The organism is Burkholderia sp. KCJ3K979 (assembly GCF_016759955.1).
Lineage (GTDB): Bacteria > Pseudomonadota > Gammaproteobacteria > Burkholderiales > Burkholderiaceae > Burkholderia > Burkholderia orbicola.
Genome location: NZ_JACFYV010000068.1, coordinates 1 through 14333 on the forward strand (window position 1 = coordinate 1; position 14333 = coordinate 14333).

The following is a 14333-nucleotide window of genomic DNA, read 5'->3' on the forward strand; positions in this document are numbered from 1 at the left end:
CAACGCGGCCGCGCTGCAGACGTTGCTGAGTGCCGGCGCGGACGCGGTGGTGTCGCTGCAGCAGGACGACGTGCATCTGGCGCGGGCGCTCGAGCCGCATTTCCGCGCGGGCGTGGACGTCGTGCTCGATTATCTGTGGGGCGCCAGCGCGCAGACGCTGCTGGTTGCCGCCGCGAAGGCGACCCCCGGCGGACGGCGGGTGCGTTTCGTGGAGATCGGTTCGATCAGCGGCGCGGACGTGCTGTTGCCGGGCGCCGTGCTGCGCGCGACCGCGATCGAGCTGATGGGCAGCGGCCTGGGCAGCGTGCCGTTGCCGCGCCTGCTGGCGTCGGTGCGCGGCGTGTTCGAGGCGGCCGGGGAGGCAGGCCTCGCGATCGACACGCGCACGGTGCCGCTGTCGGCGGTCGGTGAACACTGGGGCGATGCGAGCAGCGTCGTGCGGTTGGTGTTCACGATGAGTGGCGAGTGAGCGGCGCATCGCCAGGCCGCGGGCCGGATGCGGCGTGAGCGTCGAGTTGCGCGGCAGCGTTCGGCCGGTCGCCGTCATGCCGCCGCGCGTAGCGTGGAAAGCAGGCGGGGCGGCTGATCAACCGCTGCCGCTCGTCACGTCGGCTTCAAAACCGCTGCTGAATCCCCGCCGTCACCCCGACCTGCGTGGTGCCATACCCGTTGAAATCACGCGACACGCCGACCTTCTGGTCGTGTTTCGCGATCGCGAACGCCCCGGCCGCATACAGCACCGTGCGCTTCGACAGCGCGTACTGCGCACGCACCGACACCAGCGTCGGGTCGGCATCCGTGCCGCCCTTGATGTTCTGGTGATAGACGGCCGCGATCAGCGAGAACGTCGGCGTGAACTGGTACGACCCGCCGAGCCAGTACATGTCGCTCAACTGGTTCGCGGCCGTGGTGTGGAACGTGCGCCGATAGTTGCGATAACCGGCCATCGTCTTCAGGTTGCCGAAGTCGTAGCTGAGGCCCGCGTGGATGCCTTGAATGTAGTTGACGGTATCGGCCGGCGTGACGCTGTCGGCCGCGCCGTTCTGCCGGTCGAACGTGACGACCGCCGCGAACGGCCCCGTCTCGTAGCCCACCGCGAAATCGTATTTCGAGCTGGTCTTCATGCTGCCCGGCACGTTGCCGAACCCGTACAGCGCGCCGAACTTGAAGCCGCTGAATTCGCCGTCGTAGCGCACCGCGTTCGACGAGCGCGTGAACAGGCCGTCCTTGCGGCCGCCGGTCGCCATCGACGAGGTCGCCCACGAGTAGTTCTGCGCGTAACCCATCGGATCGAACGGCAGCATGTAATCGTAAGTGACGGTGAAGTTGCGGCCGAGCGACAGCTCACCCCATTTGCCTTTCAGGCCGACCGTCGCGCGGCGCGCGAAGATCGAGTCGGGGCCGTCGTCCGAGGCGCCGTTCGCGAGGTCGATTCCGCTTTCGAGCCGGAACACGGCCTTCAGCCCGCCGCCGAGATCCTCGACGCCGCGCAGGCCCCAGCGCGACGTGTTCTTGTTGCCCGACTTCAGCTTGACCGAATTGCCGCCTTGCGGCGCCGCATGGTTCGTGAATTCGATACCGGCGTCCATGATCCCGTACATCGTGACCGACGACTGCGCGTGCGCGGCCGGCGCGGCGAGGCAGGCGGCCGCGGCTGAACCGGTGAGGACTACTGTTCGAATCGAACGTTCTGCGCGTGACTTCATTGATGGTGTCTCCTTGGTTCTTGTGGGTTGGGTGAAACGGATACGGCACGCAACCGCGCAATTGCCCGCGGCGGACGCCGGGAAGCGTCCGCCGGGCAGGAAGGCGGCTGCGTGGAGTGACAGGCGGCGGCACGCTGACCGCCACGATCGGGTCAGCCCGCTTTCGCGAACGCCCAGCAGTCGTTGGTCGGGAATTCGATCCAGTGCTTGCCGGCCGCGCGCGGTACATGGCCGAACGCACGCAGGCGCATCTCGCCGCAATGGAACAGGTACTCCCAGCGATCGCCGAGATACATCGACGTGACGAGGTCGGCCTGCAGGCGGTTCGCGCCCGGGCCGTCGGTGACCTGCACGCGTTCGAGACGGATCACGGCCTGCGCGTCCTGGCCCGGCGCGAGCGTGTCGCGGGCAAGCGCCTGCAGCTCCCAGCCGTCGCCGGCGAGCGTCACGCATTCGCCGTCGATCGCGGCGACGCGCGCGTCGATCCGGTTGTTGCTGCCCATGAATTCGGCGGTGTACAGCGAGCGCGGCGCGCCGTACAGCTCGGCCGGCGTGCCTTCCTGCTCGATGCGACCGTTGCGCAGCAGCAGGATGCGGTCGGACATCGCCATCGCCTCGGTCTGGTCGTGCGTCACGCAGAGCGCCGACAGCCCGAGCGACACGATCAGCTCGCGCAGCCACGCACGCGCTTCCTCGCGCAGCTTCGCGTCGAGGTTCGACAGCGGCTCGTCGAGCAGGATCACCGGCGGGTTGTAGACGAGCGCGCGGGCGATCGCGACGCGCTGCTGCTGGCCGCCCGACAGCTGATGCGGAAAGCGTTCCGCGAGATGGCCGAGGCCGAGCTGGTCGAGCGCGGTCTGCACGCGGCGCTTCTGTTCGGCCGGGGCGACACGGCGCAGCTTGAGGCCGTAGCCGACGTTGTCGGCGACGGTGCGGTGCGGCCACAGCGCGTACGACTGGAACACGAGGCCGAGCGAGCGCTGTTCGACCGGCAGGTCGACGCGCCGCGCGCCGTCGAAGAACACGCGGTCGTCGAGCTGGATGCGGCCGTCCGACGGCTGTTCGAGGCCGGCCACCGCACGCAGCAGCGTGGTCTTGCCGCTGCCCGACGCGCCGAGCAGGCACACGACTTCGCCGGCCTTCAGTTCGAACGACACGCCCTTGAGGATCGGGTTGGCGCCGTAGCTGAGGTGCAGATCGTCGACGATGAGCTTATCCATGAAGTTTCACTCCGAAGCGCAGGGCCACGCCGAGACCGGCGCCGACCATCGCGATGTTGATGACAGAGAGCGCCGCGACCTGGTCGACGGCGCCGGTCGCCCACAGCGACACGAGCAGCGCGCCGATCACTTCGGTGCCGGGCGACAGCAGGTAGACGGCCGTCGAGTATTCGCGCTCGAAGATCATGAAGATCAGCAGCCACGCGGCGAGCAGGCCGAAGCGCACGAGCGGCAGCGTCACGTCGAGCGACACGCGGCTGCGCGTCGCGCCGACGCTGCGGCCAGCTTCCTCGAGTTCCGGGCCGACCTGCAGCAGCGCGCTCTGGATGAGCCGCATCCCGTACGCGAGCCACACGACCGTGTACGCGATCCAGATGCTCCACATCGAGTTCTTCAGCTCACGAAGGCCGGGCACGAACAGGAAGATCCACAGGAACGCGAGACCGGCGAGGAGACCCGGCACCGCGCGCGGCAGCAGCACGAGGTAGTCGAGCAGCTTGGTCGCCCAGTCGGGGCGGCGGTGGCCGGCGAACGCGACGAGCGAGTAGAAGCCGATCGCGAGCGCGCCGCCGATCACGCCGATGCCGAGCGTGTTGACGATCGCGCGCACCAGGTTGTCCTGCTCGAACAGTTCGATGAAGTTCGATAACGTCAGCACTTCGGCGAGCGCGACGCCTTCGCCCCAGTTGGTCACGAACGCCCGCAGCACGATGCCCGAGATCGGCACGATCACGGTCAGCATCAGCCACAGCGCGACGATCGCGAGCGCGACCCAGCGCCACACGCCGAGCGGCAGCACGGTCGCGCGGCCGGCCTTGCCCTTCACGGTGACGAAGCGGCTCGCGGTCTTCAGCAGGCGGCGCTGCAGCAGCACGAGCGGGAACGTGATCGCGACGATGCACACGGCGACCGCGGCCATCAGGTGATACGACGGCACGCCGAGCTTGTTGGTCAGCTTGTACAGGTAGGTCGCGAGCACGAGGTGGCCTTCCGGATCGCCGAGCACGAGCGGCAGCCCGAACACCTCGAAGCCGAGGAAGAACACCAGCACGCCGGCGAACAGCAGCGCGGGCATCGTCATCGGCAGGCTCACGTCGAGTGCGACGCGGAACGGGCGGGCGCCCGTCACGCGCGCGGCTTCCTCGACGTCCGAGCCGAGGTTGCGCAGCGCGGCCGACGAATACAGGTACACGTGCGGCACGTGTGTGAGGCCGACGATCACCGTGATCGCGAAGATCGAATACACGTTCCAGGGCACGTTCTGTACCCCGAAGAGTTCCTTGAACCACACCGAGTAGAAGCCGACCGGGCCGGCCGCGACCACGTAGCCGAACGCGAGCACCATCGGCGACACGAACACCGGCGTGAGCAGCAGCGGTTCGAGCCAGCGGCGGCCGGGCAGGTCGGTGCGCACCATCAGGAACGCGAGGATGCCGCCGAGCGGGATCGAGATGAACAGCATCCCGCCGGCGATGACGAACGAGTTCTTCACGGCCGACCAGAAGTCGGGATCGCTGAAGATGAAGCGGAAGCCTTCGACGCCGAGCGTCTTGTTCGCGTCGAAGAACGGTGCGGACAGCAGGCTCTGGAACAGGATGAAGCCGAGCGGCAGCGCGACCGCGACGGTCAGGACCGCGACGACGATCCAGCGCAGCATGCCGGCGAGCGGCTGCAGGCTGCTGACCGGCAGCGCGGGAATCGCGTCGCGCGGGCCGGTGGCGGGCGGAACGGCCGGTGCCGTGCCGCGTGTGCTGGTTGAAAGCATGAGTTCGCCCCTGCGGCCATCCGGATGGCCGCCTCAAGGAAGTCGGTAAGGGGAAGGGGCCGCCCGCGCGCGGTGCGGCGGGCGGCCCGAGGTCAGCGACTCAGCGCATCAGCGCTTGATCGCCTGCTGCCATTGCTTCAGGAACGCGAGTCGCTTCGACTGGTCGAGATAGACCAGCAGGCCGGTGCCGATCTGGATCGGCTTCAGCGAATCGCCGAGTTCCTTCGTGAGGCTCGCGGCCGACGTTTCGCCGGTCACGTCCGCGCGAATCGCGTACAGGTTCGCCTGGTTCGCGATCAGCGTCTGGCCGCGCTTGGACAGCAGGTAGTCGACCCACAGCTTCGCGGCGTTCGGGTTCTTCGCCTTCTTCGACACCGTGGCGAGACGGCTCACGACCTGCGTGTAGTCCTTCGGAAACACGTAGCCGATCGACTTGTCCTTCTTCGCCTTTGCATAGGCATACGAACCGATGATGTTGTAGCCGATCAGGTTCTCGCCCGACGAGATGCGCTCCATCATCGCGCCCGTGCTCGACTGCAGCTTCGGGCCGGTCGCGCCGATCGCCTTCACCAGTTCCCACGTGACCTTCTCGTTCACGTGCGCGTCCTGGGTCAGATAGTTGAAGCCGACGCCCGATTTCTCGATGTCGTAGGTCGTGACCTTGCCCTTGAACTTGTCGGCCTGCGTGGTGAGCAGCTTGATCAGGTCGGCGCGCGTCGTCGGCACTTCGTTCTCGGGGATCAGCCGCTTGTTGTAGACGATCGCGAGCGGCTCGAACGTCGTGCCGTACGCCTGCTTCTGGTACTGCGCCCATTGCGGCACGTTCGGGCTTTCGGGCGAATCGTAGGATGCCATCAGGCCGTCGTTGACGAGCTTGACCTGCAGGTCCATCGCCGAGCTCCACAGCACGTCGGCGCTGGTGCTGCTCGCCGCGTTCTCGCTGATGTAGCGGTTGTACAGCTCGGTGCTGTTCATGTCGTTGTACTCGACCTTCACGCCGTACAGGCTTTCGAAGTCCTTGATCAGCGGACGCACGAGGCCCGTGTCGGTGGTCGAGTAGACGATCAGCTTGCCTTCCTTCTTCGCGGCGTCGATCACGCCCTGGTAGTTCCCCGGGTAGCCGGCCGGAACCTGCGCGACGGCGCTGCCGGCGGCAGTGCCCAGAACGATCGCCAGCGCGACGGCGAGTTGCTTCGGTGCAAACGGCATGTCTTCCTCCAGTGATGCGTGGGTTTTGTTCGAGTGACGCGGATGTTAATTGCGGGGCACTTTCAGCCTGCTTTCATTCCGGTTCGCAATCGCGCCGTTCGTGTCATGGATTTCCCGAGGTCGACGCGGCGCCGACCGCGGGTTTCGCGGCGCGCGGCAGGGCTTGAAAGGTGGGGCGACGCGGGGGCGCGGGTTACGCGGAAGTGGCCAGCAGTTGGCCGAGGAGGCGGCCGCCATGCCGCGCGCGGGCGGCCGTCAGCGCGGCATAGCCCACGACGACGCCCGCTTCGCGGCGGGCGCTTCGACAGAAGCCGCGGATCGGTTGCAGCTCGACGCCGGCCGCGCGGGCTTGCGCGACATACGTGGCATCGTCGATGCCGGGCGGCAGCCACAGCACGAAATGAAAGCCCGCGTGCTCGCCCGTCACCCTGTACCGGCCGCCGGCATGTTTCTCGAGCTGGTCGAGCACGATGTCGCGCCGCTGGCGGTACGCGTGGCGGGCGGCGCGCAGGTGCTTCGCGAAATCGCCTTGACCGATGAAGCGGGCCAGCGCCAGTTGGGGCGCGACGCCGACCGAGCGCGCGGTCGCGTGCCACACGGCGGACAGCGCCGGCCGCAGTGCCGACGGCACGATCATGAAGCCGATGCGCAGCCCGGAAAACAGCGTCTTGTTGAACGACCCGCAATAGATCACGCGGTCGCACGCGTCGAGCGATTTCAGCGCGGGCAGCGGGGCGGTCTGGTAGCTGAATTCGCCGTCGTAGTCGTCCTCGATGATCCACGTGCGGTTGCGCTGCGCCCAGTCGAGCAGTTCGAGCCGGCGCGAGACCGACATCGTGACGCCGAGCGGCGCCTGATGGGCCGGCGTCACGTAGGCGGCGCGCGCATCGGGATGGCGATTCAGCGATGCGGTGTCGATGCCTTCCCGATCGACCGGCACGTCGATCACGTTCGCGCCCGCGATCGTGAAGATCTGCCACGCCGACGCATAGCCGGGGTCCTCCATCAGCACCGCCGAGCCGGGCGCGAGCAGCGTGCGTGCGACGAGGTCGATCGCGTGGCGGATGCCGGTCGTGATGACGATGTCGCCGGCCTCGCACGGGATGCCGCGGTATTCCCGCAGGTACGCGGCGATCTCGGCGCGCAGGCTTTCGACGCCCTGTGCCGGTGTCGCACCGAGATCGTCCGCCGTCGCGGCGAGCAGGCTGGCGCCGAGCGCCTTCTTCCATTGCTGCATCGGCAGCAGGCCGGGATCGGCGAGCCGCGCGACGAACGGGACGCCCGGACGCACGCCGTGCTCGGGCTCGGCCGGGGCGGTGGGTGCGGGGGACGCGATGGCGGCGGGGAGCGGGTTGCCGTCTCGCGACCGCGCGGCCGCGCGCAGATAGCTGTCCGGCACCACCGCGCACACGTGTGTGCCGGAGCCTTGCGTGCGGGCGATGTAGCCCTCGGCGCACAGGATGTCGTACGCCGCTTCGACGGTGCCGCGCGCGATGTCCCAGCGCGCGGCCAGCGTCCGGCTGGATGGCAGCGGACTGTCGCCGGGCAGCAGGCGTTTCAGGATCGCGTCGCGGATCGTGTCGGCGATGCATTCCTGCTTCGAGTGCGGGCTGCCGCCCGACAGCCCGGCAGGGCGCGGCAGGTCCAGCGGAATCGCGGCTTTGCCTCGCGGCATAGTGGTCCAGTCGACAGTCGATTTAATGGTCCTTCAGCTTATATCACTTTCGCCTTAGATTGCTGTCGACCCTACTCATCCGGCCGATCCGGACTTACCGCATGAAGACGCGTTCATTACCCCGCCGGGGCTGGCTGTTCCTGTTGATGCTCGTCGTGTGCCTGCCGCGCATCACGATCGACGCATACCTGCCGTCGCTGCCCGCGATGGCGGATGCGCTGCACGGCACCGACGCGCAGCTGCAACTCACGCTGACCCTCTACATGGTCGGCTATGCGCTGTCGATGCTGGTGTCGGGGCCGCTGTCCGACCGTTATGGCCGACGGCCGGTGCTGCTCGGCGGCCTGTGCGTGTACGTCGTCGCGAGCGTCGCCTGCGCATGGTCGACCAGCATCCCGGCGCTGATCGCCGCGCGCATGTTCCAGGCGCTGGGCGGCTGCAGCGGCACCGTGATCGGCCGCGTGATCGTGCGCGAGCGCTTTCCGGCCGCGACGCAGGCCACGATGCTCGGCCATATTTCGGCGGGCATGGCGCTGTCGCCGGTGGTCGCGCCGCTGGCCGGCAGCGCGATTGCCGAGTGGCTCGGCTGGCGCGGCGTGTTCGGCTGGCTGGCGGCGGGCGGGCTGGTCGCGACCGCGATGGTGCTGCGCTACCTGCCCGAGACCCGCGAGCGCGACGCGCGGCCGCCCGCCGGCGCGGGGCTGCTGCGGACCTACGCCGGCCTGCTGCGCGAGCGGCGGTTCCTGCGCTATTCGCTCGCGATCAGCTTTGCTTACTGCACCTACTATCCGTTCATTGCGGAATCGTCGACGCTGTTCCAGCGGCACATCGGTGTGTCCGGCCCGGTCTATGCGGCGATCTTCGGCGTGACCGTGCTCGGCTACCTGATCGGTTCGAGTGCGTTCGCGCGGACCAGCACGCGCCGGACGGCCGATTCGGTCATCGCGGCGGCGGCGGCCGTCAATCTGGTCGGCACCGCCGTGCTGTGGGTCGGCGGCGCGCTCGCGCCGGCTTCGGTGACGGCGCTCGTCGCGCCGATGTTCGTCGTGATGATCGCGGTCGGGATCGCGATTCCGGCCTGCCAGTTCGCGGTGATGCAGCCGTACACGAAGATCGCCGGCACGGCGTCGGGGCTGTTCTTCTTTATCCAGATGGCGATCACGGCCGCGTGCGGCGGCGTGCTGGCGTGGCTGTCGGACGGCACCGTGCATCCGATGATCGTCGTCACGGTCGGCGCGAGCGTCGCGTTCGTCGCGGTGGTGGCCGGTTTCCGCGAGCGGCGCGTGACCGGCGACGCGCGCATCGTGGCGCGCAACCAGCCTGCTGCCGAGCGCTGAGTCGCTGCGGCCGGCATCGCGCGCGGCGGCTTCGCGACACCCGCGCAACCCGTGTTTGCGCGAGGCGTGGAGACGGAAAGGATCATGTAATGTAGCGGGCTGTCGCTGACCTTACCGGAATCCCCATGCGTGTGCTGCTCGTCGAAGACAACCCGAACCTGGCCCAGTCGCTGAACGATGCGCTGAGCGCCGCGCGCTTCGCGGTCGATCACATGGCCGACGGCGAGGCGGCGGACCACGTGCTGCGCACGCAGGATTACGCGCTGGTGATTCTGGACCTCGGGCTGCCGAAACTGGACGGGCTCGAGGTGCTGCGACGACTGCGCGCGCGCCGCAACCCGGTGCCGGTGCTGATCCTCACCGCGCACGGGTCGGTCGAGGACCGCGTGAAGGGGCTCGATCTCGGCGCCGACGACTATCTCGCGAAGCCGTTCGAGCTGACCGAACTCGAGGCGCGCGCCCGCGCGCTGATCCGGCGCAGTCTTGGGCACGAGCATTCGCGCGTCGAGTGCGGGCCGCTTTCGTACGACAGTATCGACCGCAGCTTCCATCTCGCGGGCGAGCCGCTGTCGCTCACGCCGCGCGAGCGCTCGGTGCTCGAGGTGCTGATCCTGCGCAACGGCCGCGCGATCAACAAGGACACGCTGTCGGAGAAGATCTTCGGGCTCGACGAATCGGTCAACGCCGATGCGATCGAGATCTACGTGTACCGGTTGCGCAAGAAGCTGGAGAACACGGGCGTCGCGATCGTCACGCTGCGCGGGTTGGGCTATCTGCTCGAAGCGAAGGCGGAAGGATGACCCGCCCGAACCTGCGCGCGCAGGTCGCGCTGTGGCTGCTGCTGCCGCTGCTGGGCCTGCTCGCGCTCGACTCGTGGCTCACGTACCAGCGTGCGATGAGCGCCGCGCACGTCGCGTTCGACCGCACGCTGTCGTCGTCGCTGAAGTCGATCCGTGAAGGCGTGCGGCTCAACGACGGCGAGATCGAGGTCGACCTGCCGTATCTCGCGCTCGAAATGCTCGAATCGAGCGACGGCGGCAAGATCTACTACCTGATCCGCGAGGACAACGGCCACACGATCACCGGCTATCCGGACCTGCCGCTGCCGCAGGGCCGCGACGCGGGCGACGGCGCGTTGTTCGTCACGCGGTACTACGACGTCGTGTATCGCGGCGAACAGTTGCGGATGGCCGCACTGCGCATCCCGGTGCACGACGTGCCGACCGCGCAGTCGCGCATCGTGTGGGTGATGGTCGGCGAGACGATCGAGGCGCGCCAGGCGCTCGCGCGCGAGATCCTGATCGGGTCGCTGTTGCAGGAAGGGCTGCTCGTCGTGCTGGCGCTCGGGATCGTGTGGCTCGGCGTCGGCCGCGGGCTGCGGCCGCTGAACCGGCTGTCGGCCACCGTCGCCGCGCGCAGCGAGGACGACACGACGCCGCTCGACACGGGCGCGATGCCGAGCGAACTCGCGCCGCTCGTCGATTCGATCAACCAGTACATCGGCCGCACGCAGCGGATGCAGGTGGCGCGGCGGCGCTTCTTCGCCGATGCGGCCCATCAGTTGAAGACGCCGCTCGCGGCCGTCCAGGCGGGCGTCGAACTCGCGCTGCGGCCGGACGAGCAGCCGCGCGCGAACGTGCATCTGCGGCGCGCGAACGGCGCGGTGCGGCAGGCCGCGAAGATCGTCCAGCAACTGCTGTCGCTGTCGCGGCTCGATTCGGACAGCGGTCATGCGGTCGCGCACAAGCCGGTCGCGCTGCACCGGCTTGCCCGCAGCGTGACGCTCGACTGGTCGCCCGTCGCCCGCGCGCGCGACATCGATCTCGGCTTCGAACACGAGGCCGACGTCGACGTGCTCGGCCAATCCGACTTGCTCGGCGAGATGATCGGCAACCTGATCGACAACGCGATCCGTTATGCGGGCGACCATGCGGTGATCACGGTGCGTATCTCGCGCGACGGCGAACAGGCGCGGCTCGACGTGATCGACAGCGGGCCGGGCATTCCGGCCGACGAACGCGACGCGGTGTTCGAGCGCTTCCATCGCGGCAGCAAGACGCAGACGGTCGAAGGCACCGGGCTTGGGCTGTCGATCGTGCGGGAAATCGCGCGCGTGCATCAGGGCAGCGTGACGCTGGCCGATGCGGCCGGCGGCGGCCTCGTCGTGACGATCCGGCTGCCGGCGGCGGCGAGCGACGCGATGCCGCGCGCCGCGTGATCGGACGCGACGAGACGGCGCGTGAAGGGAATGCGGGGCGCTGTCCGGCTCCGGCTCAATCGCCGAAGCCGATCTCCGCTTCGACCGGCTGCCCGACTTCGAGCCACGCGCCCGCGCCTGCGATGACGATCGCGTTGATGCCGAACGTCAGCGCGCCGTCGTAGTTCGGGTTCGCGCGATAGGTCTGCATCGTGTCGGTCGGCTCGTGCGGCCATGCCGGATCGGGTGCGCCGGTGGCCTGGTCGATCGTCGGCATCGGGCAGCGCGTGCACAGCTTCACGAGCCGCAGCCGCACCGGCGTATCGCCGTCGACGTCGAGATGCTCGACGAAATCCTCTTCGTACGCATCGAGATCCGACACGACGATGTTCGGCCGGAAGCGGTTCATCGGAATGGCCGGCGCGCCTTTCGCGGCGAGCCGCGCGTTCAGGTCGTCGAGCGACGACTGGCCGATCACCAGCAGCGGATAGCCGTCCGCGAACTGCGTATGCGTATCGATCTCGCCGGTCCATTTGCGGTTGCAGCCGCGGCGCGCGTCGGGGCCGAAGCGTGCGAGCTTCGTCGGCACGCCGAGGAATTCGGTGAGCCATGCGGCCGTGTCGGCGCCGGTGTCGATCGCGTCGACGGTGTCGCGCCACACGGTCGCGGCCATCTTCGGCGTGGCGGGCGTCGCGTCGCCATCGAGCGGCGTGCGGATTTCCGGCATGCCCGGCGCGTTCAGCACGAGTGCATCGCCGTCGAGCGTCGGGCGGATCAGCGCGAGGCGCGGGTGCGTGCGCTGCGTGAGCATCTGCCCGTGCGGATCGGTGATCAGCCAGTGGCGGTCGTACGCGAGGCCCGTTTCCAGCAGTTGCGCGCGTGTCAGCGCGATGCCGGCGCAGGATTTGATCGGATAGACGAAGAGTTCGGTGATGGCTGGCATGACGCTGGCTGAAGGCGGGCTGATCGAAGCGCGATTGTGCCAGATCGTGCCGCAGCCGTTTGGGCGGCTGCGCGCCGCCCGCGCTCGTCACGCGAGCGGGAAGCCCGTGTCGAAGGTCGTGCGTACGTCGAGCGGCTGGCGCAGCAGCCCGGCCTTCAGGTAGAAGTCGGCCGTGCGCTGCTGCTCGGCGATCACCGGCGCGTCGATCGGCAGCCAGCGCGTGCCGCGGCGCTCGAATTGCAGCTTCGCGGCGGCCGGCGGAATGCCGATGATGCGCGCGAGCGCCGCCGAATACGCGTCGACGTGCCGGTACGACCAGGCCTGCGCGCGCACGACGCGCCGCAGGAAATCGTGCAGCACGTCGCGTTTCGATGCGATCGCCGCGTCGGTCGCCGCCAGATAGCTGAGGCCCGACCACAGCCCGCGGCCGTTGACCAGCACGCGCGCGCGGCCGCTCGTTTCGGCGAGCGCGGTATAGGGCTCCCAGGTTGCCCACGCGTCGATCGAACCGGTGGCGAGCGCCAGCATCGTGTCGGCCGGCGGCAGGAAGCGGAACGACACGGCATCGGGCGGCAGGCCGGCCGCGTCGAGCGCCTTCAGCGTGACGAAATGGCCGATCGAGCCGCGCGTGGTGCCGATGCGCTTGCCTTTCAGGTCGGCCGCGCCTTTCAGCGCGGCGTCGGGCTGCACGAGCACGGCCGTGCCGTACGGATCGGAACGGTTCGCGCCGATCACCTTGATGCGGGCGCCCGATGCCAGCGCGAAGATCACCGGCGCGTCGCCGATCGGCCCGCAGTCGACGGCGGCCGCGTTCAGCGCTTCGGCGAGCGGTGCGGCGGCAGGAAATTCGGTCCACGCGATGTCGTACGCGAGGCCGTTCAGTTCGCCGGCCGCTTCGAGCAGTGCGCGCAGCCCGCCTTTCTGGTCGCCGGCGCGCAGCAGCGGGCGTGCGCCCGATTGCGCGCGCACGACGGCGGGGGCGGCGGCGATCGTGGCAAGGGCGCTCGCCTGGGCGAGGAAGTGGCGTCGGGTCGGATTCATCGTGAAGTTCGGTTGAGGGAAGGGTTCATGAATTCAATGCGGGAGCCCGGCTTGTACGTCGCGCACGGGTTCCCGATCGACGCGCAGCAGCAGTGCGGTCAGCGCGTCGCCGCGGGTGGCCGGCGTGGACGGCCGGACAGCCGCCGTATCCGAGCGGCACAGCAGGTCGGCGTCCGACCAGCCGGCGCTGCCCGGCAACGCACGCGCGCGCAGCCAGCCGCGTCGATCCGCAAGCAGTTGCGTGCCGCCGAGCGCATCGGGCGCGACGCCGGCAATCGTCGCGAACGCGCGCCACGCATCGACGGTCGTCGCGACGCAGTTCGCACGCGAGCCGGTCGACGATGGCACCGACACCCCGTTTTCGGTGACCAGCAAGGTCTGCCAGCGGGCGTCTTCCTGCGGTGGCGTCGCGCCGGGCGCAAGCGCGACGACGCGCACGCGCTGGCCTTCGCGCCAGCGCTCGAGCGCTTGAGGCGCGGCGTCGCCGCACCGCACGTCGAGGGCCGGCAGCGGGACCGGCACCGGCCACGCGCCTTCTGCCTGCGCGCCGCTGCCGGCAGCCAGCGCTTTCAGGTAGTCGAGCACGGCCCAGGTGTCCTGCGGGCCGAGGGTCGCCGCAAAGCCGGGCATCGTCGGCGCGCCGTGCTCGTCCTGCGTGCCGTGGCGCACGCGCCAGAACAGTTCGCCGTCGAGGCGACGCGCGAGCAGCGCGCCGGCGAAGGTCGGCGGCCAGTGCGCGAGCGTGGCCGCGAGCGGCCCTTCGCCGCGTCCGTCCGTGCCGTGGCAGGCCGAGCAATGTTGCGTGTACAGGTGCGCGCCGCGCATCACGTTCGCTACGGAAAACGGCGCGGGATCGCGCTGAAAGCTGGTCGGCACGGCCGGCGCGAGCCACAGCGACGCGGGTGGCCACGGCGCGAACCACGCGACGGCCAGCGCGGCGATGGCCAGCACGACACGCCACTTGCGCGAAGCCAGCGCGGTGCACGCGAGCACGACGGCCAGCGCCGTCGCGCCACAGGCGAGCGCGAGCTGCCGCGTGAGCCCCGCGTCGATGCGCAGCGTCTCGAGCGCGATGCGATGCGCCCACGGCCACGCGGCCTGTCCGTCGGCGTCGCCGGTCAGGCCGATCGCGTGCAGCCCACGCGCCAACGCGATTTGCGCGCGATACAGCAGTTGCAGGAACGCGATGGCCCAGTCGGCGAACGGCGGCGCGTTCATCGCGCGCGTCCCCGGCGGATCG

General features: G+C 69.3%; 11 protein-coding genes and 1 pseudogene. 4 read left to right on the top strand and 8 right to left on the bottom strand.

The window, feature by feature from the left end:
- A pseudogene (locus H3O04_RS16770) lies at positions 1–469 on the top strand (quinone oxidoreductase family protein); the annotation flags it as partial.
- 145 nt (positions 470–614) lie between these two features.
- On the opposite strand, the gene H3O04_RS16775 reads toward H3O04_RS16770, so the two are convergent.
- The 5 genes from H3O04_RS16775 to pdxR all read right to left on the bottom strand — a co-directional run bounded on the left by H3O04_RS16775 (position 615) and on the right by pdxR (position 7575).
- Positions 615–1706 (bottom strand): porin, encoded by a 1092-nt coding sequence (locus H3O04_RS16775; RefSeq protein ID WP_023476884.1) that lies wholly within the window; start codon positions 1704–1706, stop codon positions 615–617.
- 152 nt (positions 1707–1858) lie between these two features.
- Entirely contained in the window at positions 1859–2926 is a 1068-nt protein-coding gene (locus H3O04_RS16780; protein WP_006479162.1) for an ABC transporter ATP-binding protein, read from the bottom strand.
- Positions 2919–4691, bottom strand: a complete 1773-nt coding sequence (locus tag H3O04_RS16785) for an ABC transporter permease (protein ID WP_202588082.1) — start codon at positions 4689–4691, stop codon at positions 2919–2921. The genes H3O04_RS16780 and H3O04_RS16785 overlap by 8 nt, the downstream gene beginning before the upstream one ends.
- Before the next feature lie 108 nt (positions 4692–4799).
- Positions 4800–5900 (bottom strand): ABC transporter substrate-binding protein, encoded by a 1101-nt coding sequence (locus tag H3O04_RS16790; RefSeq protein WP_054928366.1) that lies wholly within the window; start codon positions 5898–5900, stop codon positions 4800–4802.
- Between the two features lie 193 nt (positions 5901–6093).
- Positions 6094–7575 carry a MocR-like pyridoxine biosynthesis transcription factor PdxR gene (pdxR, locus tag H3O04_RS16795; RefSeq protein ID WP_202588083.1) on the bottom strand — a complete coding sequence of 494 codons (1482 nt, stop codon included), beginning with the start codon at positions 7573–7575 and terminating at the stop codon, positions 6094–6096.
- A 101-nt stretch (positions 7576–7676) separates the two neighbouring features.
- On the opposite strand from pdxR, the gene H3O04_RS16800 reads away from it, so the two are divergent.
- The 3 genes from H3O04_RS16800 to H3O04_RS16810 all read left to right on the top strand — a co-directional run bounded on the left by H3O04_RS16800 (position 7677) and on the right by H3O04_RS16810 (position 11130).
- Positions 7677–8912, top strand: a complete 1236-nt coding sequence (locus tag H3O04_RS16800) for a multidrug effflux MFS transporter (protein WP_202588084.1) — start codon at positions 7677–7679, stop codon at positions 8910–8912.
- Positions 8913–9037: 125 nt separating this feature from the next.
- Positions 9038–9712, top strand: coding sequence for a response regulator (locus tag H3O04_RS16805; protein WP_006479157.1), 675 nt, complete (start codon positions 9038–9040; stop codon positions 9710–9712).
- Positions 9709–11130 (top strand): sensor histidine kinase, encoded by a 1422-nt coding sequence (locus H3O04_RS16810; RefSeq protein WP_202588085.1) that lies wholly within the window; start codon positions 9709–9711, stop codon positions 11128–11130. Before H3O04_RS16805 ends, H3O04_RS16810 begins: the two co-directional genes overlap by 4 nt.
- A 55-nt stretch (positions 11131–11185) precedes the next feature.
- On the opposite strand, the gene H3O04_RS16815 is transcribed toward H3O04_RS16810, so the two are convergent.
- The 3 genes from H3O04_RS16815 to H3O04_RS16825 all read right to left on the bottom strand — a co-directional run bounded on the left by H3O04_RS16815 (position 11186) and on the right by H3O04_RS16825 (position 14311).
- Positions 11186–12052: an MOSC domain-containing protein gene (locus H3O04_RS16815; protein ID WP_023476889.1), complete on the bottom strand. Its 867-nt coding sequence runs from the start codon at positions 12050–12052 to the stop codon at positions 11186–11188.
- Positions 12053–12139: 87 nt separating this feature from the next.
- A complete protein-coding gene (locus H3O04_RS16820) occupies positions 12140–13093 on the bottom strand; it encodes an ABC transporter substrate-binding protein (RefSeq protein ID WP_006479154.1) in 954 nt (317 codons plus the stop codon).
- 33 nt (positions 13094–13126) lie between these two features.
- Positions 13127–14311, bottom strand: a complete 1185-nt coding sequence (locus H3O04_RS16825) for a c-type cytochrome (RefSeq protein ID WP_202588086.1) — start codon at positions 14309–14311, stop codon at positions 13127–13129.
- Positions 14312–14333: the final 22 nt, after the last annotated feature.

Excerpts from the sequence above, each read along its gene's own strand:
- pdxR (WP_202588083.1), bottom strand. The coding sequence starts at position 7,575 with ATGCCGCGAGGCAAAGCCGCGATTCCGCTGGACCTGCCGCGCCCTGCC.
- H3O04_RS16780 (WP_006479162.1), bottom strand. The coding sequence starts at position 2,926 with ATGGATAAGCTCATCGTCGACGATCTGCACCTCAGCTACGGCGCCAAC.
- H3O04_RS16785 (WP_202588082.1), bottom strand. The coding sequence starts at position 4,691 with ATGCTTTCAACCAGCACACGCGGCACGGCACCGGCCGTTCCGCCCGCC.
- H3O04_RS16790 (WP_054928366.1), bottom strand. The coding sequence starts at position 5,900 with ATGCCGTTTGCACCGAAGCAACTCGCCGTCGCGCTGGCGATCGTTCTG.
- H3O04_RS16800 (WP_202588084.1), top strand. The coding sequence starts at position 7,677 with ATGAAGACGCGTTCATTACCCCGCCGGGGCTGGCTGTTCCTGTTGATG.
- H3O04_RS16775 (WP_023476884.1), bottom strand. The coding sequence starts at position 1,706 with ATGAAGTCACGCGCAGAACGTTCGATTCGAACAGTAGTCCTCACCGGT.
- H3O04_RS16825 (WP_202588086.1), bottom strand. The coding sequence starts at position 14,311 with ATGAACGCGCCGCCGTTCGCCGACTGGGCCATCGCGTTCCTGCAACTG.
- H3O04_RS16805 (WP_006479157.1), top strand. The coding sequence starts at position 9,038 with ATGCGTGTGCTGCTCGTCGAAGACAACCCGAACCTGGCCCAGTCGCTG.
- H3O04_RS16815 (WP_023476889.1), bottom strand. The coding sequence starts at position 12,052 with ATGCCAGCCATCACCGAACTCTTCGTCTATCCGATCAAATCCTGCGCC.
- H3O04_RS16820 (WP_006479154.1), bottom strand. The coding sequence starts at position 13,093 with ATGAATCCGACCCGACGCCACTTCCTCGCCCAGGCGAGCGCCCTTGCC.
- H3O04_RS16810 (WP_202588085.1), top strand. The coding sequence starts at position 9,709 with ATGACCCGCCCGAACCTGCGCGCGCAGGTCGCGCTGTGGCTGCTGCTG.